Source organism: Emticicia sp. 21SJ11W-3 (assembly GCF_024138715.1).
Classification (GTDB): Bacteria; Bacteroidota; Bacteroidia; order Cytophagales; family Spirosomataceae; genus Emticicia; species Emticicia fluvialis.
In genome coordinates, this window is the sequence record NZ_CP092074.1 from 1,979,857 (window position 1) to 2,002,272 (window position 22,416).

At 40.7% G+C, this 22,416-nt stretch carries 21 protein-coding genes and 1 pseudogene; 9 read left to right on the top strand and 13 right to left on the bottom strand.

What is annotated here, in order from left to right; genetic code table 11:
- The first annotated feature begins 30 nt into the window (after positions 1 to 30).
- The 6 genes from MB380_RS08365 (at position 31) to MB380_RS08390 (ending at position 6,349) form a co-directional block, all read left to right on the top strand.
- Positions 31 to 1,059 (top strand): sugar-transfer associated ATP-grasp domain-containing protein, encoded by a 1,029-nt coding sequence (locus MB380_RS08365; RefSeq protein ID WP_253534510.1) that lies wholly within the window; start codon positions 31 to 33, stop codon positions 1,057 to 1,059.
- A 226-nt stretch (positions 1,060 to 1,285) separates the two neighbouring features.
- Positions 1,286 to 1,912, top strand: coding sequence for a sugar transferase (locus MB380_RS08370; RefSeq protein WP_253534512.1), 627 nt, complete (start codon positions 1,286 to 1,288; stop codon positions 1,910 to 1,912).
- Positions 1,872 to 2,423 carry a GNAT family N-acetyltransferase gene (locus MB380_RS08375; protein WP_253534514.1) on the top strand — a complete coding sequence of 184 codons (552 nt, stop codon included), beginning with the start codon at positions 1,872 to 1,874 and terminating at the stop codon, positions 2,421 to 2,423. Before MB380_RS08370 ends, MB380_RS08375 begins: the two co-directional genes overlap by 41 nt.
- A gap of 110 nt (positions 2,424 to 2,533) precedes the next feature.
- Entirely contained in the window at positions 2,534 to 3,550 is a 1,017-nt protein-coding gene (locus tag MB380_RS08380; protein ID WP_253534516.1) for an ATP-grasp domain-containing protein, read from the top strand.
- A gap of 168 nt (positions 3,551 to 3,718) precedes the next feature.
- Positions 3,719 to 4,744, top strand: coding sequence for an ATP-grasp domain-containing protein (locus MB380_RS08385; protein WP_253534518.1), 1,026 nt, complete (start codon positions 3,719 to 3,721; stop codon positions 4,742 to 4,744).
- An 87-nt stretch (positions 4,745 to 4,831) separates the two neighbouring features.
- Positions 4,832 to 6,349 (top strand): NAD(P)H-hydrate dehydratase, encoded by a 1,518-nt coding sequence (locus tag MB380_RS08390; RefSeq protein WP_253534520.1) that lies wholly within the window; start codon positions 4,832 to 4,834, stop codon positions 6,347 to 6,349.
- Between the two features lie 35 nt (positions 6,350 to 6,384).
- On the opposite strand, the gene MB380_RS08395 is transcribed toward MB380_RS08390, so the two are convergent.
- Positions 6,385 to 7,647 (bottom strand): OmpA family protein, encoded by a 1,263-nt coding sequence (locus MB380_RS08395; RefSeq protein WP_253534522.1) that lies wholly within the window; start codon positions 7,645 to 7,647, stop codon positions 6,385 to 6,387.
- 134 nt (positions 7,648 to 7,781) lie between these two features.
- Between MB380_RS08395 and MB380_RS08400 the strand changes: the two genes are divergently transcribed.
- Both MB380_RS08400 and MB380_RS08405 read left to right on the top strand, forming a co-directional pair.
- A complete protein-coding gene (locus MB380_RS08400; protein WP_253534524.1) occupies positions 7,782 to 8,288 on the top strand; it encodes a peptide deformylase in 507 nt (168 codons plus the stop codon).
- Between the two features lie 52 nt (positions 8,289 to 8,340).
- The gene (locus MB380_RS08405) at positions 8,341 to 8,517 is read left to right on the top strand and encodes a hypothetical protein (RefSeq protein ID WP_253534526.1); all 177 of its coding nucleotides are present in this window, start codon (positions 8,341 to 8,343) and stop codon (positions 8,515 to 8,517) included.
- A gap of 43 nt (positions 8,518 to 8,560) precedes the next feature.
- Here the strand turns inward: MB380_RS08405 and MB380_RS08410 are convergent, their stop codons facing one another.
- From MB380_RS08410 to MB380_RS08440, 7 genes and pseudogenes are all read right to left on the bottom strand, one after another.
- Positions 8,561 to 9,457, bottom strand: a complete 897-nt coding sequence (locus tag MB380_RS08410; RefSeq protein ID WP_253534527.1) for a flavin reductase family protein — start codon at positions 9,455 to 9,457, stop codon at positions 8,561 to 8,563.
- A 13-nt stretch (positions 9,458 to 9,470) separates the two neighbouring features.
- Positions 9,471 to 10,646, bottom strand: coding sequence for a cation:proton antiporter (locus MB380_RS08415; RefSeq protein ID WP_253534529.1), 1,176 nt, complete (start codon positions 10,644 to 10,646; stop codon positions 9,471 to 9,473).
- Positions 10,647 to 10,696: 50 nt separating this feature from the next.
- A complete protein-coding gene (gene fahA / locus MB380_RS08420) occupies positions 10,697 to 11,923 on the bottom strand; it encodes a fumarylacetoacetase (protein ID WP_253534531.1) in 1,227 nt (408 codons plus the stop codon).
- 26 nt (positions 11,924 to 11,949) lie between these two features.
- Positions 11,950 to 12,381: a MarR family winged helix-turn-helix transcriptional regulator gene (locus MB380_RS08425; protein ID WP_253534533.1), complete on the bottom strand. Its 432-nt coding sequence runs from the start codon at positions 12,379 to 12,381 to the stop codon at positions 11,950 to 11,952.
- Between the two features lie 159 nt (positions 12,382 to 12,540).
- Positions 12,541 to 13,275, bottom strand: a pseudogene (gene phhA, locus MB380_RS08430) (phenylalanine 4-monooxygenase); the annotation flags it as partial.
- 13 nt (positions 13,276 to 13,288) lie between these two features.
- A complete protein-coding gene (hppD, locus tag MB380_RS08435) occupies positions 13,289 to 14,419 on the bottom strand; it encodes a 4-hydroxyphenylpyruvate dioxygenase (RefSeq protein WP_253534544.1) in 1,131 nt (376 codons plus the stop codon).
- A 14-nt stretch (positions 14,420 to 14,433) separates the two neighbouring features.
- Positions 14,434 to 15,594, bottom strand: a complete 1,161-nt coding sequence (locus tag MB380_RS08440; protein ID WP_253534545.1) for a homogentisate 1,2-dioxygenase — start codon at positions 15,592 to 15,594, stop codon at positions 14,434 to 14,436.
- A 491-nt stretch (positions 15,595 to 16,085) separates the two neighbouring features.
- On the opposite strand from MB380_RS08440, the gene MB380_RS08445 reads away from it, so the two are divergent.
- Positions 16,086 to 16,820, top strand: coding sequence for a DUF4369 domain-containing protein (locus MB380_RS08445; protein ID WP_253534546.1), 735 nt, complete (start codon positions 16,086 to 16,088; stop codon positions 16,818 to 16,820).
- 170 nt (positions 16,821 to 16,990) lie between these two features.
- Here MB380_RS08445 and acs read toward each other — a convergent pair whose 3' ends face one another.
- The 5 genes from acs to MB380_RS08470 form a co-directional block, all read right to left on the bottom strand.
- A complete protein-coding gene (gene acs / locus MB380_RS08450; RefSeq protein ID WP_253534547.1) occupies positions 16,991 to 18,892 on the bottom strand; it encodes an acetate--CoA ligase in 1,902 nt (633 codons plus the stop codon).
- Between the two features lie 92 nt (positions 18,893 to 18,984).
- Positions 18,985 to 20,037, bottom strand: coding sequence for an acyltransferase (locus MB380_RS08455; protein WP_253534550.1), 1,053 nt, complete (start codon positions 20,035 to 20,037; stop codon positions 18,985 to 18,987).
- The gene (locus MB380_RS08460; protein ID WP_253534552.1) at positions 20,034 to 20,267 is read right to left on the bottom strand and encodes a DUF6814 family protein; all 234 of its coding nucleotides are present in this window, start codon (positions 20,265 to 20,267) and stop codon (positions 20,034 to 20,036) included. Before MB380_RS08460 ends, MB380_RS08455 begins: the two co-directional genes overlap by 4 nt.
- A gap of 17 nt (positions 20,268 to 20,284) precedes the next feature.
- Positions 20,285 to 21,847: an MFS transporter gene (locus MB380_RS08465; protein ID WP_253534553.1), complete on the bottom strand. Its 1,563-nt coding sequence runs from the start codon at positions 21,845 to 21,847 to the stop codon at positions 20,285 to 20,287.
- 38 nt (positions 21,848 to 21,885) lie between these two features.
- Positions 21,886 to 22,317 carry a terminase gpP N-terminus-related DNA-binding protein gene (locus MB380_RS08470; RefSeq protein WP_253534554.1) on the bottom strand — a complete coding sequence of 144 codons (432 nt, stop codon included), beginning with the start codon at positions 22,315 to 22,317 and terminating at the stop codon, positions 21,886 to 21,888.
- Positions 22,318 to 22,416 lie beyond the last annotated feature (99 nt).

The window sequence follows — 22,416 nt, forward strand, 5'->3', positions numbered from 1 at the left end:
TAAATCTGTTCTAAAATCATTGTAAAATGTATGAATATAAACTCAATTATTAAGTTTGCTTTCTACTTTTTGCTGGATTCTGACCGGAAGCCGATTTTTGCAATGCTGAAAGATATCAGGGCTTTGAAGAGCCAATACAATTACAACCAGATGAGCCATTATTTTACATGCCTGATGTACAAAAAGAATTCTGGTATAGTAAGCGGTTATTTAAGTAGAGAGGAGCTATTGACGATACCAGAAAAATTTCATCTGCACAATGGGTATCATCCTGTATTGAGCAATAAGATTGCTTTCAGAATGTACCTTCAAAAAAAGGGTTTACCCCTTGTAAAATTTCTGGGAGAAATAAAGCACAATACAATCATCAGCGATTCCGGGGAATTGATACCTTTAGCTGATACATTTAAAGTACAGTCCGTTGTTCATAGCTGGCTTGAAAAGCACGGGAGTATATTTATTAAACAGGCAAATGGGCTTGGAGGGAAAGGCATTTTTAAATTTGAAAAGGGCCAAACTATTAACCTCTCATTATTGCCCTCCCATGAAGCGTATATTATTGAGGTTGGTATTAACCAGCATAACCTTTTAAATAACATCAACCCGAATTGTGTAAGCACACTAAGAGTCAGCACTTTTTACAGTCAGGGTAAAGTAGTTATGCTAAGTAGTTTCCTGAAAATGGGTACCGGGAATTCTTTTGTTGATAATGGCGCCATGGGAGGTATTTTTGTAAATTATGACATACAAAAAAATGAGCTTGACGAAGTGGCCTACCAGCTGCCCAAATGCGGAGGGCGTTCATTTTTTCAGCATCCGAATACTGGTTTTCTTTTCAAAGGATGTACCCTGCCTTATCCAGGGGCTATTATTAACCTGGTAACCGAGGCCGCACTGGCGTTTCCGGACAAAGAAATTATAGGTTGGGATATTGCCTATACTAACCATGGGCCAGTAATTGTAGAGGGCAATAATAATCCGGATCTGACCATGACCCAAATTTGTGCGAAGGGAATCAAGAATAATCCTGATTTCAAATTGGCCTATAATTTACCATAGTTGCCTTAACAGTTAACCTTATTTTTAGTGCCAGGTATGTTTTGAGTAGCCGTGATATTGAGTATTAAAAATATTACATTAAAAAAATTAAGTAATAATGCTTAGTTAATCTGTTTATTTTTTCTATTTTTAAATAAATATTAAACCCGCTCACTAAAGTTTTACGTTTTTCAGAGATTTTTACGTATAGACGTAATTCTTTAATATGAGCTTATTGTTCCCAAAAATGTATCGATTTTTTTTCAAGCGATTCTTTGACATCTTTTTTTCTTTTTTTGGGTTATTGATTTTTAGCCCAGTTTTTTTAGTCATTACTGTCTGTTTGTATTTTGTAAATGAAGGAAAACCGTTTTTTTTTCAGAAAAGACCGGGAAAAAATGGGAAGATATTTTCAATTATCAAGTTCAAATCAATGAATGAAAAAAAAGATGCCAATGGTGAATTACTGCCGGATAACCAAAGACTAACCGGGATAGGGGCATTTATCCGCAACGCATCGCTTGACGAAATACCCCAGTTGATAAATGTTCTGAAAGGTGACATGAGCCTTATTGGCCCCAGACCATTGCTGATAAGATATCTGGATTATTACAATGATTTTGAAAAAAGAAGGCATGAGGTTAGACCTGGTATAACCGGCTGGGCGCAAATAAATGGCCGTAATGCTATTTCATGGTCCAGAAAATTTGAATTAGACGTGTACTATGTCGATCATCTCTCTTTATGGTTTGATATCAAAATTCTATTTAAAACTATAAAAAAAGTACTTTCTTCTGATGACATTGCGCTTGTACCCATAGAGCAATTTTTTAATGAAAAGATTAGAAATAATGAAAGTGAAGAAGTTAAGTAGCACCCATTTAGAGAACCGTTTGGCCTGGTTAAATCATCCTGACGTTTACCAGTACATGAATATGCAGTATCCTTTAACTTTTGAGGAGATGGACAGTTGGTATGATAGAATTAAAGGTAATCAGCTGCGGATAGATTTGGTTTTTGAAGAAGAAAATGAAGTGGTAGCTATGACCGGGTTAACAAATATTGATTTTGCTGATGGTTTGGCCGAGTATTATATTCTGGTTAATCCTGATAAACAGGGCCAGGGTTTTGGTAAATTTTCTACCCAATTTACTACAAACTATGCATTTAATAAATTCAATCTCAATAAAATTTATTTGTATACAAACAGCTATAACGAAAGGGCAAATAAACTTTATTTAAATCTAGGATTTCAACAGGAGGGCTTACTCAGAAAGCATAAATTCAAAAATGGCGGCTTCATTGACCGCTGTATTTTTGGCCTTTTAAAAGATGATTGGAAACAACAGTCGTATTCATCCGACATTGTTTCTTTAACATTTTAATAGGTCTCATATCAGTGCTGTGGCTATTTTGCTTTAAACTATAAATGCTGTTTCTTTTACAAATATTTACCTATTAGTGTAGGAAACATATTTGATTTTAATGATTTAAGATGAATATTTTGTTCACTTGCGCAGGCCGAAGAAACTATCTGATTAATTATTTTAAGGAGGCCTTAAAAGGTAGCGGAAAGGTGTACGCTACCGATTCAAACCTTACAGCCGCGGCCCTTGCAGAAGCCGACGTGGCTATTCATGTGCCGTCTATTTATGATGATACATATATTGATACCATTCTTGAAATTGTAAAAAAGAACGATATCAAGGCGGTTATCCCTCTCATTGACCTTGAATTGCCCTTATTGGCGGCTTCAAAGGAGCTTTTTAGTAAAATAAATGTTCAGGTAATTGTTTCCTCTGCCTCAGTAATTGATATTACCTTTGATAAGTTGCAGACTATCCGATTTCTTGAGACGGCGGGGCTGGCGTCTCCCCAAACTTTTGTGAGTCTGGATGATGCAAAAGATGCGATAGAAAATGGAAGCCTGCGTTTTCCGGTAATTCTGAAACCAAGATGGGGAAGTGGTTCTATTGGAATAGACATTGCAGAAGATAGCACAGAACTTGAACTAGCCTATCAACTCCTGACCAAGCGGTTATCAAGAACAATACTGGCCAAAGCAAATAGTGGAAATGAGGATGCTGCCATTTTGATTCAGGAGAAAATTACAGGAGTAGAATTTGGAATTGATGTGCTTAACAACCTCAACGGAGAATATATTGGAACCTTCGCCAGAAAAAAAATTGGAATGCGCTCCGGTTCAACCGACAAAGCCGTATCGGTTCTGAATAGTGAGCTCGAATCAATAGGCCAGCGCATAGGAAGCCATTTGAAACATATCGGTAATTTAGACTGCGATGTGCTCAAATCCGGAGATAACTATTACGTTATTGATTTAAATCCCAGATTCGGAGGCGGATACCCTTTCTCACATCTGGCAGGTGTTAATACTCCGGCAATTTACCTTGAATGGCTCGCCAATGGTAATAGCATTGATCAATACATCAATTATATGCCCGGCGTATTGCATGCCAAATATGATAAACTTATAAGAATTAACACTCCTTAACTTCTTTTTTTGAGCCTCTACGGCTACACTCACCAAACATTCTTGCTTTTAAGAAACTAGTTGATTTGAATTATCAGATTCGGCGAGTATCTTTAAACCAATATGTAGATTATTCAATCGCTTTCTTTATTCAAGATGGAGTTTGAGTATAAAAATCACCAACCAAAAATGAATGCTATATTATTCTGCTCTGTGGGCAGGAGAGTCAGACTGCTGAAAGATTTAAGAAAATCTCAAAAAGACCTAAGTATCGTAGCAATTGATAAAAATCCATTCGCTCCGGCTTTATTTGCGGCAGACCGCCATTTTATTCCACCGGCAATAACTGACGGCCAGTACATTGAGTACCTGCTAGATTTGTGCCAATCTGAAGGTATTTCGGCAATTACTACGCTTATTGACCCTGAAATTGAGATACTCGGGAAAAACAGACATAGATTTATCGAAAACGGTGTTTTGCCCTTGGTGCCTACAGAAGAAACCGCAAGTATATGCTATGATAAGTACCGAATGTTTGAGTATTTACAAGCGCATCAGATACCAACCATTCTGACTTACCGTACTTATGAAAATTTTGTGGAGGGTCTTAATAATGGAGAGATTTCTTTTCCTGTTTTTATAAAACCCAGAAAAGGAAGCGGAAGCATAGGAGCTGCAAAAATTAATGACCTTAACGAACTGAAACAAAGGCTTGAAAATGCACAAACCGACTACATTATACAGCCATTGATGACAGGCCTTGACTTGGATGTAGATGTTTATGTTGATTGTATAAGCGGTAAACCTGTTTCTATATTTTCAAAGCGAAAAATAGAATCGCGTGCCGGAGGAGCCATCAAAACAGTATCTTTTAATGACATCAATCTGGTTAATTTTGTAAAGAAAGTAATAAGTAAGTTTGAGTTTTACGGGCCCATAGACATAGACTTATTTTATGTAAATGGTCAGTATTATTTGTCTGAAATTAATCCGAGATTCGGCGGGGGTTATCCTCATGCCTTTGGTGCCGGTGTTGACTTCTTCCGGCTTATTGTTAATAATCTGAACGGCATAGAAAACATTGAGCAGATTGGAAATTATGAAGACGATGTCATGATGTTGATGTATGAAGATTTCATAATAGAAAAAAAATCAGACTTAATTCAATCGGCCTCTAAAGTACAGCCACTTACTATTGAAATGAATCTGATTTAAATAAGTATGTTGCTTGTTGGCAGACGAGACGCCATATCAGGCCACAATTTAAAAAAGAGTTAGGTATTCATTAGAAGCACAAAAGCTATGAAGATTCTATTGACAAGAAGACGTACTAATGATGGTAATTATGTGTCTGATGTAAAAGCGGCAGATGAGTACACCATCGCAAACGAGCCGATTGCCTCAATAGATCTCATGGAGCGCGCTGCACGTGCATTTGTGAATTTCTTTGAAAGCAAATATGCGGTTTCTTATAAAAAAATTGTGGTTTTATGCGGGCTGGGTGATAATGGTGGAGATGGCCTGGCAATTGCCAGAATGCTCTATCATTCAGGTTATGACGTAGAGGTTTTTGTAATGGATTATTCTGAACGAAAGTCTGATAACTTTAAAATAAATCTTGGCAGGCTTGTTAATAAAATTGATGCCCGGCTATGCAAGACAGATGTCGACTTGCCGGTCATTAATCCTGATTATTTATATATTGATGCTTTACTAGGGGCCGGGCTTTCAAGGCCTCTTGAAGGGATACTTAAAACACTGGTAAGCAGTCTTAATACAAGTGGCGCAGAGCTGGTTTCAGTTGATATTCCGTCAGGTTTATTTGCTGATTCACCCAACGGGTCTGATGATGTAATTGTAATGGCAAACCAAACCATTACTTTTCAGACGCCCAAACTTGCTTTTTTTCTTCCTCAAAATGCTGCTTACGTGGGCGATTGGTGGGTGGTTGATATAGGCTTGCATGACGGATTTATCAGTCAGTTTGATTCCGGATATGAATACACTGATGCCCGAATGGCCAGGCAATTAATAAAACCAAGAAATAAATTCTCTAATAAAGGTAATTTTGGCCATGCTTTAATGATTGCCGGCAGTTATGGTATGATTGGCGCCGCCGTTCTATCTACCCGGGCCTGTCTTCGTTCGGGCGTTGGTAAAATAAGCGTGTACACCCCGGCTTGCGGGTATGCAATTCTTCAGTCCTCAGTGCCGGAAGCCATGTGCCTGCCTACCGGCAATCAGAAAGAACTGGAAGATATGCCACCCCTAGACAATTATCAGGCTATTGGTGTCGGTTGTGGTATTGGTACAAATCACGGTACTGCCAGCATGATTGAGGCCATCCTGAAAAATGTTAAAGTGCCTTTAGTTATTGATGCCGATGCATTGAATATCATTGCTGCCGATAACCATCAATTAAGCCTGATACCAGCAGGTGCTGTGTTGACACCCCATCCGAAGGAATTTCAGAGATTAATTGGTAAAACTTGGGCAAATGACTACGAAAAACTTGAGCTTCTGGCAGCTTTTGCCGTAAAGCGCCAGTGCATAGTTTGTCTCAAAGGTGCATTTACCGCAATTGCCTCGCCGGATGGTAAAATTTATTTTAACTCAACAGGTAATGCCGGAATGGCAAAAGGAGGCAGCGGCGATGTACTGACCGGTATGATTCTGGCCCTGCTGGCACAGGGCTATGCCCCAATAAATGCTGCTTTACTGGGCGTATATGAACACGGGTTAGCCGGTGACAGAGCCGCTCAGCTTAAAGGTACTACTGCCATGATAGCATCAGATATCATTGAAAATATCAGTTTCTGATTATTTCCAGGTTTTCTTCAATAACCCTGAACCTTCTAGGGCGTTACAATTACAAACTCTACTCGTCGGTTTTGCTTTCTTGCCTCCTCAGTGCTGTTGTCTGTAATGGGTTTTGTATCGCCGTATCCTTTAAACTGAATGCGCTTACCCGCAATTCCTTTCTGAACCAGATACTCACGTACATTAAAAGCCCTCTGTAAAGATAAGCGTTTGTTCTGCGCTGGGTCTCCTACATTATCAGTATGGCCTTCAATCACGATGGTCATGGTTGGGCTATTCTTCATCATTTTTAGTAAGCCATCTAACTGCTCATACGATTGGTCTAACAAGCCAGACTCACCGGTATTAAAATATACTTTATCAAGCCTGAATTTGTTTTCTTCTACCTTAACCGGAGCAGACTCTTCTTTTGCTGGTTCTTTTTTGGGGGCAGCAATTGCCGGAGCTTCAGCGGGCTTGGTTTCAGCTTGTGGCGGTATTGCTTTTGGTTCAACTTTTTCAGGCGTTTTTGGCGGAACAGGATTCAGATAAATATCCTGGGTAAACTGCTGACCTTTCCTGAGTTTAGATAAATCAATACTGGTTTCTGCCGTTTCATACCCGGCAGCGGTTGCTGTAAAAGTGTATGCATCAGGCTTTAACGAGAAAGAGAAACCTTCGTTCAGTTTCACTATCTTGAATCCGGTTTTTTTCGTATCCTTGTCTACTTTATAGGTTACTTTACCACTAATTGTTTTTTGTGTTCTGGAATCAATTAATTTGCCTCTGATGGTAAGTATTACGTCAGGGTTTGTTGAGCGAGTTGCATTTTTTGGAGGATTTTTGATGTGTACACCGTTAAAATTCCAGAAAAGCAATTTTTGTCCGGGCAGGTTTTTACCCTCAACAAGATTAAACACTTCTAAACCCGGGTCAAGCCTTTCAAAATAAACACTGAATTTATATACTTCGCCCGGATAAACCCGCTGCTCACTTTGTTCATCAGACAATTCCACTATTCCCACTGATTTTATGTATCTGAAATACTTTCCGTTCGCGCTCAGATAACTATCAGGATTAAAAGAAATAGTTGTGTAGGTCTTTTGTTCCTGATTAGGTAGCGGAAAACTGTAGAGGCGGTTTTTGCGCTTGCTTAATTGGTATCTGAAATGAATAATAGTATATTCACCACGTAATTCAACTTTAGTGATATCCGTTTCGTCACTGCTTTGGTCATCAATTCTGGGAAATTCAGTAACAATCTGACCATAGCTTTCTACAGCCAGGAGTAGGAGGAGTAGCAGATAAATTTTTTTCATAGCAAAAATATTTGTTGCACCGATGGTAACGTCAAGGTTGTGTTTTTCATTTTTATCACAACGTTAATATTTGTTAAAATAGTAAAATACCGGCTATGAAACAAGGTTGAAGCACAGAATAATTAATTTGTAAAATGAAACATCTGAAAGACCTGCTTTTATTGGGCGACCCCCGTTTATATGAAGTTTGCGAACCCGTTAAACAGGAAGAATTGCCTTTTGTGCATGAATGGGTGAAAGATTTGCACCAGGTAATGGAAGAAATACGGGCAAAGTATCAGTTTGGCAGGGGCATTGCTGCCCCGCAATTGGGTATAATGAAACGACTGATATACATTAACATAGACCGCCCTGTTGTAATCATTAATCCCGAATTTGAGAACCTTAGCCTGGATATGTTTGAACTCTGGGACGATTGCATGAGTTTTCCGAATCTGCTCGTTAAAGTGAAACGTCATCAGTCGCTTGTGGTAAAATACAGAAATGAAAACTGGCAGGAACAGCGTTGGCAGGTAGAAGGGGCAATCTCTGAATTGCTGCAGCACGAATATGACCACCTCAATGGCATATTGTGTACCATGTGTGCCATTGACACCCAGTCATTCAGATGGCGGCCAACACCTCCAACCGCCTACCAATAGGCTGGCACGCTTTTTTAATCAGTTTCAATAAATTCACTAAACTTTAAAAATCATGAAACTGATTAATTATCTATTGGCCATTTGTGTTGTTTTGGGTATATCTTCTTGCGATGCTATTGTTGGTATTTTTGAAGCGGGCTTCAATACCGGCGTTATTATTGTACTGATTGTAATTGTGCTGATAATAGCCGGTTTGTTTAAAATGTTTGGTGGAAGCAAGAAACAATAATTTGGTTTGAACTGACCTTTACTGATAAACTGCTGCAAACTGGCTATTGATCAACAGGATTCAGATTTTGCAATAACACCAGCCAGGCCTCCTTTACTTTGTTTAGGCTTAATAGTCTTTGAGCTTCATGGTGAAGAAAATCAGTAAGAGCAGCGATGTCTCCGGCGGCCGCTTCAAAAAACTTTTGAATAGCCGGTGTCTGACGGTAGGCCTCTATTTCTTCCGGCAATGGTAAAACTTCTGTATTACCAAGTTGCCCCAGATGGTTACCGGTAAGTATTTTTGAAAGTCTGATTTGCTCAGGTATGGCGTCATAACCGATTCCGATTTTGGTATTGGGCTTTTCAACCTCAAACAGGGCGGGTTCATTCACACGCGCATACCAATCGGCACCCAGGCGTGCAACCCAATCGGTTTTACGTTGATCAATTCGTCCGTTTTCGCCGATAATGTTATCAGCGAAATGAGCCATGATAATCTGGCAGATAAACAGGTTCATGGTGCCAATTTCACGTACTTCAAGCACCTTGCACTCAAACTGAGCCGGTGACTCCTTTACTCTTGGCGGCCTTATGAGTAGTGAAGGTTCTGGCGTAAAGCCTGATTTAATAAACTCGTTTATACCTTTAGGATACTCAACACTAGACAACGACATCTGTTGAACCATGCTGTTATCTACCATATTTATTACCACCTCGTGCACTTCGCTGATATTGAGTGCTGTATCTTTTTTAGAATTGTCTCTGCTTCGGTTATTGGGGGCAAATACAAGTAAAGGTGGATTAATGCCCATGATATTGAAGAAACTGAACGGGCTAAGGTTTACATTGCCGGCATTATCTATACTGCTTACCAATGCAATAGGGCGCGGCGCAACAGTGCCGGTCAGATAACTGTAAAATATTCTGGGTTCTAAATCCAGTGGGTTAATAGTAAGCATTAATCAGTAATTATTATTGGTTTGTTGAAAGGTTTCTGGTTTTTATCATCCCAAACATCATGGCAAGGGCTGTAAGAAAAATTACCTGGGTTAATAATCCTTTATTTACCTCAAGTATCTGGTGTGAGTCTGGTATGGCCAGAAAAAGTAAAATAGTAATAAGTCCTCTGGGGGCAATGAATAACAGCGGGTCAGATTTAACCTTAAGTAATCTGAAAATCAGATAGCGCCCCCCAAATATAAATACAAGAATAACCAGGGCATTTACAAAATCTCTTGCGCTCAGAACCGCTTTCAGATTGGTGTAATAGCCGAACATAATAAAAAAGAATGACCTGATTACAAACGTAACTTCGGCTATCAGGTGTTCAAAAGAATGCACCTCTTTTTTAATGGTTTCGCTGTTTATCCATTTCTTCATAAAGTCAAACTTAATCAGGTTTACATTATTCAGAAACAAACCAAACATAAGAACCAACACCAAAGAGGGCAGGTGATAAATTTTGGCAATTACATAAAACAGAATCAGGATGGTAATAATGGGTATATACTTGATGTGGTGATTCAGCTTGCTTATCATGCTTCCGAGCGCCAGACTGGCTACAATTGAAAGCGCAACTATAATGACGATGTCAAATAAAAAAGAGGTAAAGGTTGCCACCCCGAATGTATTGTGCAGAACCAGAAAGTTAAAAAAAATGATGCCAAGAATATCAGAAATAGAACTTTCATAGATGACAAATTCGCGGCTTTCGGCATCAAGATTTTTTACACTGGGTATGGCAATGGCACTGCTGATGATTCCCAGAGGAATTGCGTTAATCAGGCAGGTAAGAAAAGGCTTATGAATAAGAAAATATAGCCCTGTGGCCAGCATAAGGCTAAAAAGCGCCAGGCCAATAAAAGCGCTCTTCACTGTCGATACAAAAAGGGTTCTCTTCTGAGCAGTGATTTCAAGCTCCAGCGAGCCCTCCAGTACAATAAGAATCAGGCCTATTGTACCTACCACTGGCAGATATGGCTCAAGATTAGGTATTTTTAGACCCAGATAAGTGGTTATTATCTGCGATATGATTCCTACCGAGAGTAAAAGGATAACACCCGGAATTTTTGTGTTTTTTGCCGATATATCAAAGATATACGCAATGAGAATCAGCGCACAAATGATAAGAATTATAGTATTTGTCATGAAGTTGCGGTATCTGGCGTTTAGATTCAGGGCGGTAAATTACAAAAAAATCAATTGGCTGCAAGTATTTTACCGCTCACTTCACCAAATCCCACCCGCAGCCCATCTTTTTGGCTAAACCCTTTTATGGTCAACACATCACCGTCTTCAAGAAAGGTTCTCTGTTGGTTATAGTCTAATTTAATGGGTTGCCTGCCTCCGTAGGTTAGTTCCAGCATAGAGCCGCAACTATTGGGTGTCGGCCCGCTGATAGTGCCTGATGCCAATAAGTCACCAACTTTTAAATTACAGCCATTTATAGTATGATGTGCTATTTGTTGTGCCAGATTCCAGTACATATACCTGTAATTAGTACTTGAAATTCTATATGTGTTCTGGTTGGGGGTTTGTAAAGCTACCTCCAGCTCTATATCAAAATTACGGTTACCATCAAATTGCAGGTATTCTAAGGGTTGAGGGTTTTGCAGTGGGGTGTTTACCCTGAAATCCTCAAGCGCTTCAAGTGTTACAACCCATGGCGACATGGAAGACGCAAAGTTTTTACCAAGAAATGGCCCCAGCGGCTGGTATTCCCATCGCTGGATATCACGTGCTGACCAGTCATTAAAAAGTACCAGACCAAAAACATAATTTTCGGACTTTGCGGTGCTAATGCTTTCTCCTAAGTCAGAATTTCTACCAATAATTGCTCCAATTTCCACTTCAAAATCCAGTTCTTGGGTAGGCGAAAAAATAGGTAAACGGCTATTGGCTGGAATTATTTGCCCTTTGGGCCTGATTATGGGTGTGCCGGATACCACAATTGAGCTTGCTCGGCCATGGTAGGCAATGGGCAGGTGCTTCCAGTTGGCAACCAGTGGGTTATCCGGCCTGAACAGCTTGCCTACATTAGTGGCGTGTTCAAGACTTGAATAGAAGTCGGTATAATCGCCCACCCGCACAGGTAGATGCATTTTTATGGATGCAACCGGATGAAAAATCTGATTAAAATGCGTTTTGAGTGGAGATTTCGGTTTTATGAGCCATTCTTGCAGTTGTAGCCTTATTGCACCCGTTTTCTTTTTGCCTAAACCAATAAAAGTATTGAGGTACGTCTGATTAAAAACATGACGGGGGATTTCGAGCAGACCAAGCCGGCGCATTTGCTCCAGGTCTATTACATAATCTCCTATGCGCACACCCACGCGTGGTGCATTTTTGCCTGTACTAAATATACCAAAAGGAAGATTATGAATTGAGAAGTCTGTGTCTGTTGCTATATCTAACCAGGAATTCATGTTGATTTTTTTAGGCCTGTACCTACCTAACTGACATTTTTATGAATAGTGTTCATGATTCTTACCAGTTCATCATAATCTGCATTAGTCAGCCCGTCCCAGGATTTCCGTCTGATTTCTCCTATCACCTCCAAAGCAAGTGCGTGCAGTTTTTCACCCTCTTCGGTCAGGTATATATTAAATTTTCTTCTGTCTTCGTCTGCCATCTGGCGTCTCACTAGCTTTTTCTCTACCAGTAAATCCAAAATTCTGGTTACAGTAGGGGCATCTTTGGCGGTATCTACAGCCAGGTCGTTCTGGCTGATGCCCGGCTTAGGCATAATGTGGTCAAGCACTACCCATTGGTCAACCGTTAGGTCTATGCCGTTATCGGTAAGGCCTTTTTGCATAAAGCTGCGGATGCGCTTAATGGTAGTGTCAATTTTAAAAAAGTATGAGCGTTGGTCAGAGTGTGTCATTTTTTATATAGTTCTTCCTTTTGTGCATTGAGCAGCTAAATACGCTGTTCTTTTGATTACCTCCGGTTTGGGCAAAATTGAACCAAACTTTAAAAAGAATATGCTGCAATAATCTTTTTTGGCTATAATATGTTTTACAAAAGTAGGAAAAAGCGTCAATTATTGACACACTAATAATTGTTGCTCCAGAATTTTTTCAAATTGAGGCAGTGAACCATACAGTTGCTCGTAAGAATCAACAATGAAGTACTTCTTCTGGTACTCATCAATCTTTACTTCAGTTGCCAGTATTTCTCTGATATTATAGGGTACCCTTTCAGGCAGGTGGCTATACAGGCAATATTCACTTTCGCCGCTTGACGACAAAATACCACCTCCATAAATTTTCAACTGATTGTCTTCTTTTATCAAACCAAACTCAACCGTGTACCAGTACAGCCGTTGCATAAGTTTAACAGCTGTTTCGTCTTCAATATATTTTAATGCAATTTTACTGAATTCAGCCAGAAAATCGCAAAATGCCTGATTAGTAAGCAAGGGTACATGCCCAAATGTATCATGAAACATATCCGGCTCTTCAAGATATTCCAGTTGGTCCGGGCTTCTTAACCACGTAGAAGCCGGAAACTTTCTGGCGGCCAGCAGTTCAAAAAACTCTTTTATAGGCACAAGCCCCGGCACACCAATTACCGACCAGCCTGTTAGTGCCTGCAGACGGGGAGTCAGTTCCTCTTCAAAATCAGGTATGTGGTCAGCCACAAATCCGGCTTTTTCAATGCCTACTAAGTAATCTTTGCTGGCCAGTTGCGGTAATTTCAGGGTTTGTCTTTTAAACAGCATACGCCACATCTGGTGGTCTTCTGCTGTGTAGGACGAATATGACTGATTCATGTTTTTCCGAGTTTTGTTACAAAGTGCCTCTCAATACCTGTTCTCGTTCAATGGCTTCAAAAAGAGCCTTAAAGTTACCTTTTCCGAAAGACCTGGCACCTTTTCTTTGAATAATCTCAAAAAACATGGTGGGGCGGGGTTCTATGGGTTTGGTGAAAATCTGTAACAAATAGCCTTCATCATCCCGGTCAACCAATATGCCCAGGGCTTTCAGTTGTTCTATCTCTTCATCAATAACGCCAATTCTTCCTTTCAACTCCTCATAGTAGCTTTCCGGCACGCGCAAAAACTCAACTCCGCGCTCTTGAAGGAGGGTTACTGTAGTAATAATATCGTCGGTGGCTACTGCAAGGTGCTGCACACCGGCGCCGCCGTAAAAGTCAAGATATTCTTCTACCTGAGATTTTTTTTTGCCCTCGGCCGGCTCATTGATAGGAAACTTAATGCGACCGTTACCGTTAGCCATTACCTTGCTCATCAATGCGGTATATTCAGTAGAGATATCTTTGTCGTCAAAGCTCACCAGTTGAGAAAAACCCATTACCCGGCCATAAAAATCAACCCATTCGTTCATTTCATTCCAGCCTACATTGCCCACCATGTGGTCAACGTATTTTAAACCAACCGGGCTTGGGTGGTAATCTGGTTTCCAAGCCCTGAAATTGGGAAGGAATACACCTTTGTATTGGCTTCTTTCTACAAAAATATGCACGGTATCGCCATAGGTATGAATACCCGAACGTACAACCGTGCCGTTTTCATCTGTTTCCGCAATGGGCTCCATATAAGGTCTGGCACCGCGAGATATGGTTTCATAATAGGCATCGCGGGCATCGTCAACCCATAGCGCTACTACTTTTACACCGTCACCATGCTTGTCAATATGTCGACCAATTTCAGTTCCACCATGTAGGGGAGAGGTAAGCACCAGCCGGATTTTACCCTGCTGCAAAACGTAACTTTCTCGGTCTTTCAAACCTGTTTCCAGCCCTGCATAGGCTAGTGGCTGAAACCCAAAAGCCGATTGATAATAATGCGCTGCCTGCTTGCAGTTGCCCACGTACAGTTCCAGGTAATCGGTGCCGTTAATTGGCAGAAAATCGGTGCTTTCTGATGGTTCCAGCGTATTTATTTGTTGATGAAGCATAATTGTCAGTTTTTTTATTCTATCCAGCTATTAAAATATTTTCCGTCGTCCAGCTTTAAGGCTTCTTCTGTCAGCATTAATGGCCTGAAAGTATCAACCATTACTGCCAGCTCATGCGTTTCTTTCTTGCCGATACTTCGTTCCATTGCTCCCGGATGTGGCCCATGCGGAATACCGCCCGGGTGAAGCGTAATGTGCCCGTGTGCAATGTCGTTTCGGCTCATGAAATCGCCGTCTACGTAGTATATCACTTCATCAGAGTCTATATTGGAGTGATTATAAGGTGCAGGAATTGCTTTCGGGTGATAATCATATAACCTTGGACAAAACGAGCAAACCACAAAGGCATCTGTCTGAAAGGTTTGATGTACCGGAGGTGGTTGATGCACACGTCCGGTTATCGGCTCAAAGTTGTGTATGGAAAAACCCCATGGATAATTGTATCCATCAAAACCTACTACATCGAAGGGATGATATTGGTACATCAGGCTATGTAATTGGTTCTGTTTTTTGATTTTGATGATGAATTCACCTTTTTCATCATGGGTTTCCAGGTGTTCCGGCAATTTATAATCACGCTCACAAAAAGGTGCCTGTTCAAGCATCTGACCGAAATAATTGCGGTAGCGTTTGGGTGTATATATAGGCGAGTGAGACTCTACGTATAAAATGCGGTTGTCGGTGGTATCAAATTCAATCTGATAGATTACTCCCCGCGGGATAACCAGGTAATCGCCATATTCAAATGCAATATTGCCAAGTTGGGTGCGCAATGTACCGGTACCTTTATGAATAAAAAGTAGTTCGTCGGCATCGGCATTTTTATAAAAATAATCTCTTAATGGTAGTCTGGGTGCTGCAAGGCCAATAACGCAATCTTTATTAACCAAAAGAGGTGTGCGGCTGTCGAGATAATCGTCCTTCGGTTCTACATTAAACCCTATCAGCTTGCGCATCATGAGTTGATTTGTTGCTGCCAGCCGAGGGGCAATATCCTTGCTTTCCTGTATTTGCATTACCTGCGTAGGCCTATGAATATGGTACATCAGAGAAGACATACCATCGAAACCGATGGTACCGAATAACTGCTCATAATACAATCCTCCACTATCCGGCTTTTCGAATTGTGTATGGCGTTTAGCAGGTATTTTCCCGAGTTTGTGATAAACAGGCATATTTGCTATAACAATTATTGTTATGCAAATAAAATAAAATTAATTGTTATGACAAATAAATTAGTAATATTTTTTTATTGAATAGGATAAAATGATGTTTTACTAGGTGGGTCAATATATTTAAAAAGGACTTACTTTGAGGTAGGACCTTTTCAAGGAGCATCTTTGTTTGGATGCTAATCATGCAAAATGTGCATTTATTAAGTCACACTTTCATAACATTGAATGTGCAATTTTTTAACTGTTGTTTCAGTTAGAATATTTAGTTTTATCCTTAGAATTGCATTGTTAAACTGAACTTTTGAGAAATTTATTAACAGAACACAGAATTGATTGGAAAGATTTATCTATACATTGACGGCAGGCTGTAATGAAGCAAGTTTCTATTTTTTAATTGCTATGAGAAAAATGACAAGACTAATTTTTCGGTAAAATTGTTTTCTAACTTCCCACATTCATCAAGCACTATTTTATCCTGATATCCATTCCTTATGCGTATACTGTTTATATTTTTTCTGCTATTGTTTAATTTATCGGCTCAGGCTCAAAGGTTTCGACTAACTGGAGAAATTAAATCTCTTGAAGAAGGTTCCTGGGTTTACTTATCCTATGATGTGCAAGGGCAAAGAATTCTTGATTCTACTCAGGTTAAGGCAGGTGTATTTCAATTCTCTAAAAAGCTCAAATACCCGGTTTACGCATATATATCTGAAAGTAGCTATGAATTATATGAAGGCGATAATCGATTTTCTTTTATGCTCGAACCAGCAAAATTCTCAATTTATTCAGATAGTCATATATACGCAAGTGAAGTGAAAAATTCTAAATTGAATGAAGAGGGTCAGGAGTTAATTAGGCGAATACTTAGCTTTTCTTTTTCTATGAAGCGAAATAGTGTTATACAGGAATATCCTGAATACCGTAGACCGGGAGAAAAAGTTATTCTATTATCAAAAAATGTTGAAGAAAGGGAAAAACAAGAATCAATTCTTAGGGATAGTATATGTGTTGAATTTGCGAAAGCATATCCGGATTCTTATCAATCAGCTCAGGTTTTAGCTAGTGTAATGTCTTGGAATGAAACCAATTCAGCTATTTATCAGCGAGCTAAAAACGTATTCGACCGTTGCCCCAGACGTTGGAAAAGGGCGCCTGCGATAAGAGAAATTATAGAACGAAAAATGCCGAGAACCGTATTTGTAATGGGGGAGTTGTCTTTCGATTAAATTGGAGTGATTAGCCCCCAGTTTCGTAATTCTGCTGTTTTAAAAATGATAAAAGGTCGCCTTCACAACAATGAGGCGACCTTTTCTTTAGCAAAATAAATTAATCCGTGTTTGGTGGAGCGATTATCCCCAATGGAATTGCCCCAATGGAATTGCCTAACAAACCGGTATTACTTCATGCCTTGCGCTCCTTCCTTAATTTCCTGCACCACGCTTGGGTCGAGCAGGGTAGAGATATCGCCCAGATTTGAGGTTTCCCCTTCTGCTATTTTGCGTAGAATACGGCGCATAATCTTACCCGAACGCGTTTTAGGTAAACCACTTACAAATTGTATTTTATCTGGCTTGGCAATGGGGCCAATAACGCGCGATACCGTTGCCAATATATCTCTTCTTGTCAAATCGAGGTCGTTCAGATGGCTCTCACAAATGACGTATGCGTAGATGCCTTGTCCTTTAATATCGTGCGGGTATCCTACCACCGCCGATTCAACCACACCTGTATGCATATTAATGGCGTTTTCAACTTCTGCGGTGCCTATCCTATGGCCAGATACATTCAAGACATCATCAACCCGGCCGGTAATCCGGTAAAATCCGTTTTCATCACGCATAGCGCCATCGCCGGTAAAATACAGATCAGGGTAGGCCGAGAAGTAATTGGTTCGGCAACGCTCATGGTCACCCCAGGTGGTACGGATAGTAGAAGGCCACGGGAATTTAATACAAAGGTTGCCGCTTACATTGCCACCGAGTATCTCGTTGCCGTTTTCATCAACCAGCATCATTTGAATACCAGGCAGTGGAAGAGAAGCCCAGGCGGGTTTAAGCGGGGTAATGCCTGCCAGTGCCGATATCATAATACCCCCGGTTTCGGTTTGCCACCAGGTGTCAACCACCGGGCATTTATCTTTACCTATGTTTTTTGAGTACCAATGCCAGGCCTCCTCATTAATGGGTTCACCTACCGAACCAAGAACTTTTAATGAGCTAAGGTCTTTACTGTCAACGTATTCGGGGCCAAAGCCCATTAACGAGCGAATGGCCGTTGGCGCTGTATAAAGTATATTTACACGGTGTTTGTCCACAATGTCCCACATACGGCCGGCATCGGGGTAAGTAGGCACGCCTTCAAACATTAAAGAAATAGCACCACAAGCCAAAGGGCCGTAGAGAATGTAAGAGTGTCCGGTTATCCAGCCAATATCTGCAGTACAAAAATGTACCATGCCAGCCTTATACTGAAACACATTCATAAATGTGTAGGCAGAATAAACCATATATCCACCGCAGGTATGTACCACACCTTTAGGTTTACCGGTTGAGCCTGATGTATATAAAATAAACAAAGGGTCTTCGGCATCCATTTCCTCGGCAGGGCACTCATTGCTTACATATTTTACTTCTTCTTCCCACCATACATCACGGCCTTTAATCATACTTACAGGAGTGCGGGTGCGGGTAGCCACAATTACTTTTTTAACCGACGGGCAACCAATCAGCGCATCATCTACGGTGTCTTTCATGGGTATGGCTTTGTTGCCACGCACGGCGCCGTCTGTGGTAATAACCGCCACACATTGCGAGTCATTAATGCGGTCGGCAATAGACGAGGCAGAAAAACCACCAAAAACAACTGAGTGTATGGCACCTATACGCGCACAAGCCAGCACGGCAATGGCCAGTTCAGGTATCATGGGCATATAAATACAAACCCTGTCGCCTTTCTGAACCCCGTTTCTTTTCAAAACGTTAGCAAAAGCGCATACGCGGTCAAACAACTGGCGGTAGGTAAGTGTAATGCTATCTTCGTTGGGGTCGTTGGGTTCCCAGATAATGGCAGGCTGCTGGGGTTTTTCTCTTACGTGGCGGTCAAGGCAGTTTTCAGTAATATTTAGCTTGCCACCCACAAACCATTGTATTTTTGGTTCTTTAAAATTCCAGTCTAAAACTTTTTTCCAGGGCTTTTTCCATTCAAAATTATTAGCCGCAATTTCAGCCCAGAATCCCTCCGGGTCTTGCACACTGGCCTCATAGGCGGACTGGTACTCTTCAAAGGTTTGAATAAGCATAATTTAATAAGGGGGTATTTTAAAACAATAATAATAATGGGTTGAACGCAATGCCAGAAACAAACGTACACTATTGCAAATATCGCAGTTTATCACCCTACAATCCAACTTCCGGCTTTAGGAATTTTACTGATTATTTTTACAATCAGATAACTGATAACTGCGCCCAGCAGGAAATGAACGGCGATTCCTACTAAAGGATGTATCCAGGTAAAATTGATATGAAACTGTCTTGACAGTATGCGTAAAATCAAAGCATGTACCAGGTACATTCCGTAACTGCTCATATCCAGCTCTGCCATTATTCCGGGTGCAAAGGGTTTGTCATAGTGCTGTTTGAACAACAGGAACATCAGAACAGACATTAGCATAACAGGCACGCTGAGGTAATCGGTGTAATCGTAAACATATATGCCGGCCTGCCATGAAACATCATAACAAATATAGGCTGTTAGCACCCAAGAAGCCAGAAATGAGAGGATAAGTAAGCTTTTTGGTAGAATTGTGCCTGAATTACCCAGCCAATAGCCTAATACAAAGTAACCGATAAAGCCTGAAAAATACCGGAGCTCAAATTTTATTTCAATACCAAACCACTTGTTTAGCAAGGTGTAAACTACATTTCCAGTAAACCATAAAACCAGGAAATACAAAATTTCGGTACGTTTGGTTAAAGGATTCGCCGAGGTTTCTGTACCCTTTATCCAACGGCTAATTACCGGTGTAATGGCATATATTCCCAAAAGCATATACACAAACCACAGGTGGCCAGACCCACCTCCGTTACCAGCCAGTATTTTACTGATGAAGTCGCCCAGGGCCCAGGGAGTGCGCTCACTCGGCACACCTTTAAAGTTAGACCATATCATGTATAGCAGGCTCCAGATCAGAAACGGAACAAATATACGGCTGAACCTCTTTTTAATAAAACTGCTTAGCTCTTCATATTTGACAATGAGTAAATAACCAGAGAGCATCACAAATACTGGCACGGCAAATCTGCCAAATACGTTAATAATATGGCAAATCCACCAGTCAGTCAGCGGTATTTTCTTAACATGTAAAGAGCCGTATCCTGCTGCATGCAGCAAAACGACGGTCAGTGTGGCCATAACCCTCAGGTTAGTTACCCAGTGTTTTTTCATAATTTTTCGCCGTCCTTGGTGCTATAATCACCCTGCCAGGCATAATATCCAAATATAGACATGCCCAGTGAAATAATGGGCGCCAATATAAAAGTGTAAATAATGGCAGGTACGAGGTCGTTGCCACCTGTTTTCCAAAGAGGTACAGCCTGAAAATAGATAAGATAGATTCCGGCACTTACACCAATTACAATCCAGATAATGCCTAATATTTTTCTTAATGCGTTCATTGTTAGTTGCTTAAAGGTTAGTCATGAATGTTCCGGTCTTTGCCATTTATATAAAATAGCCCAATAAAAAAGCAGACCCCAGCTATAATAATGGGGTAATACAAGCCTTGCAGATAGGGTTTGTCTATTACCAGAGCTTGGCCGGCATTGGCTGCTTTGGCGTTAATTTCATTGGCCTGAGTAGCCAGAAAAGTAGCAATGGCCGGCATTAACCCGCCAAACACCCCATTGCCGATATGGTAAGGCAATGACATTGAAGAATACCTGATTTTTGTAGGGAACATTTCAACCAGAAAAGCGGCAATTGGCCCATAAGCCATGGTAACAAATATTATCAGGCAGAAAACCAGTAAAACCAATGTCCATTTATCAGCATCATTGAGAGTTATCGTTTTCTTTACTTCTGCCTTTGGTACATTAACCGATTTATCGGCCAGTATGGTGGTTCTGGCAACTTCTTTCATAATAGTGCCATCTTCGTAGTCGTGCATAGAGGTGGTAATAATTACCGAATCTGCCAGAGTTTTTTCCATTAACTCCACTTTAACAGTGGTTTTATCTGTGGTATTGATTTCGGTTTTATTAGCTACATTGGCGGTCTGATATATCTTTTCAAAAATAGGTCTGTAAAGTAGTACCGCCAGAAACATACCTGCCAGCATGATGCCCTTACGTCCGATTTTGTCTGACAAAGCACCAAAAACTATAAAAAACGGTGTGCCCATTATAAGCGCCCACATCATAATGCTGTTGGCTTGCACGTCATCAATGTTACAGGTCTTCAACAAGAAATTCTGCGCATAAAACTGGCCTGTATACCAAACCACGCCTTGCCCCATGGTAGCCCCAAAAAGTGCCAGTAGCACAAACTTGAAATTAAGCCTGTTGCCGAACGACTCTTTTAATGGGTTGGCAGAAGTTTTACCTTCTGCCTTTGCCTTGGCAAAGAGGGGAGACTCTGACATATTCCGACGAATGAGAAACGACACAAACACCATAATTATAGAAACCAGAAACGGCAAACGCCAGCCCCAGTCTTCAAATGCTTCTTTTGTCATTGATTTCCGGGTAATCATAATTACACCCAGAGACACAAACAGCCCTACAGTAGCCGTGGTCTGAATCCAGGATGTCCAGTATCCGCGTTGACGCGCCGGAGAATGTTCAGCCACATAAGTGGCGGCACCGCCGTATTCCCCGCCCAAAGCCAGGCCTTGTAACAGCCTTAATAATAGCACCAGTATGGGTGCCAAGGCACCTATGGTTTCGTAGCTGGGTATTAGTCCGATAGCAAAAGTGGCGCCTCCCATCAACATCAGAGTAACCATAAAGGTGTATTTCCGGCCAATTAAATCGCCCAGGCGACCAAAAACCAGAGCGCCAAACGGACGAACCACAAAACCTGCGGCAAATGTAGCCAGGGTGTTAAGAAAACCTGCTGTGGGGTTGTCGGTTGGGAAAAACTTGGAGGCTAAAACAGTTGCGAGGCTGCCAAAAATGTAAAAGTCGTACCACTCAATAAGCGTACCCACAGAAGAAGCTCCTATGATGTAGCCTAAACTTTGTTTTTTTTCAGACATTTTAAATGAGTAGATGTTAAGGGAATAGATTTAATTAATTATTCTTTGGTCTTTTTAGAACGCTCCCACCTGATGAGCAAATAGCTGTCGTTAATTTCGGTTGTTATGGTGCCTGTACCTTTCAGGTTTTCTTTGTCTTTATAATAGGCCAGTAATTCTTCATGTGTAACTACGGAAGAGGTTGGCTTGTAATCATTGGGGTGGTCCGGAATCATAATCTTGTATTTTTCTACCCAATTCATAACCGTAACATGGCTTACACCCAAAAGCCTCTCAATTTCTCTGAAACTTACACCGTCCAGATACAATTGCAGTGCTTTGGTTACCAGATAACCATCCAGGTTTCTTCCTTTTTTTTCAAGGGTAAAGTTATACCCGCAGTCTTTGCATTTGTATCGTTGTTTTTCCTTCACAATCCCGTTTCTGGAAATGCTGGCCGAATCGCAATGAGGGCATTGAGGCAAAACCATTATCTGCTGGGTTTTTTAGCAAATATAATTTTTTTGCGGAATAGTACAATTCAGTAGCAGTTTAATCTTCAATAAAGAATTTAAAATCTGCCTTAATCA

What these genes read in the sequence shown, in the direction of transcription:
- MB380_RS08380 (WP_253534516.1), top strand. Translation starts at nt 2,534, where the DNA reads ATGAATATTTTGTTCACTTGCGCAGGCCGAAGAAACTATCTGATTAAT.
- MB380_RS08445 (WP_253534546.1), top strand. Translation starts at nt 16,086, where the DNA reads ATGCGTATACTGTTTATATTTTTTCTGCTATTGTTTAATTTATCGGCT.
- MB380_RS08365 (WP_253534510.1), top strand. Translation starts at nt 31, where the DNA reads ATGAATATAAACTCAATTATTAAGTTTGCTTTCTACTTTTTGCTGGAT.
- MB380_RS08470 (WP_253534554.1), bottom strand. Translation starts at nt 22,317, where the DNA reads ATGGTTTTGCCTCAATGCCCTCATTGCGATTCGGCCAGCATTTCCAGA.
- MB380_RS08465 (WP_253534553.1), bottom strand. Translation starts at nt 21,847, where the DNA reads ATGTCTGAAAAAAAACAAAGTTTAGGCTACATCATAGGAGCTTCTTCT.
- MB380_RS08425 (WP_253534533.1), bottom strand. Translation starts at nt 12,381, where the DNA reads ATGACACACTCTGACCAACGCTCATACTTTTTTAAAATTGACACTACC.
- hppD (WP_253534544.1), bottom strand. Translation starts at nt 14,419, where the DNA reads ATGCTTCATCAACAAATAAATACGCTGGAACCATCAGAAAGCACCGAT.
- MB380_RS08440 (WP_253534545.1), bottom strand. Translation starts at nt 15,594, where the DNA reads ATGCCTGTTTATCACAAACTCGGGAAAATACCTGCTAAACGCCATACA.
- MB380_RS08375 (WP_253534514.1), top strand. Translation starts at nt 1,872, where the DNA reads ATGAAAAGATTAGAAATAATGAAAGTGAAGAAGTTAAGTAGCACCCAT.
- MB380_RS08455 (WP_253534550.1), bottom strand. Translation starts at nt 20,037, where the DNA reads ATGAAAAAACACTGGGTAACTAACCTGAGGGTTATGGCCACACTGACC.
- fahA (WP_253534531.1), bottom strand. Translation starts at nt 11,923, where the DNA reads ATGAATTCCTGGTTAGATATAGCAACAGACACAGACTTCTCAATTCAT.
- acs (WP_253534547.1), bottom strand. Translation starts at nt 18,892, where the DNA reads ATGCTTATTCAAACCTTTGAAGAGTACCAGTCCGCCTATGAGGCCAGT.
- MB380_RS08460 (WP_253534552.1), bottom strand. Translation starts at nt 20,267, where the DNA reads ATGAACGCATTAAGAAAAATATTAGGCATTATCTGGATTGTAATTGGT.
- MB380_RS08415 (WP_253534529.1), bottom strand. Translation starts at nt 10,646, where the DNA reads ATGACAAATACTATAATTCTTATCATTTGTGCGCTGATTCTCATTGCG.
- MB380_RS08385 (WP_253534518.1), top strand. Translation starts at nt 3,719, where the DNA reads ATGAATGCTATATTATTCTGCTCTGTGGGCAGGAGAGTCAGACTGCTG.
- MB380_RS08410 (WP_253534527.1), bottom strand. Translation starts at nt 9,457, where the DNA reads ATGCTTACTATTAACCCACTGGATTTAGAACCCAGAATATTTTACAGT.
- MB380_RS08405 (WP_253534526.1), top strand. Translation starts at nt 8,341, where the DNA reads ATGAAACTGATTAATTATCTATTGGCCATTTGTGTTGTTTTGGGTATA.
- MB380_RS08395 (WP_253534522.1), bottom strand. Translation starts at nt 7,647, where the DNA reads ATGAAAAAAATTTATCTGCTACTCCTCCTACTCCTGGCTGTAGAAAGC.
- MB380_RS08370 (WP_253534512.1), top strand. Translation starts at nt 1,286, where the DNA reads ATGTATCGATTTTTTTTCAAGCGATTCTTTGACATCTTTTTTTCTTTT.
- MB380_RS08390 (WP_253534520.1), top strand. Translation starts at nt 4,832, where the DNA reads ATGAAGATTCTATTGACAAGAAGACGTACTAATGATGGTAATTATGTG.
- MB380_RS08400 (WP_253534524.1), top strand. Translation starts at nt 7,782, where the DNA reads ATGAAACATCTGAAAGACCTGCTTTTATTGGGCGACCCCCGTTTATAT.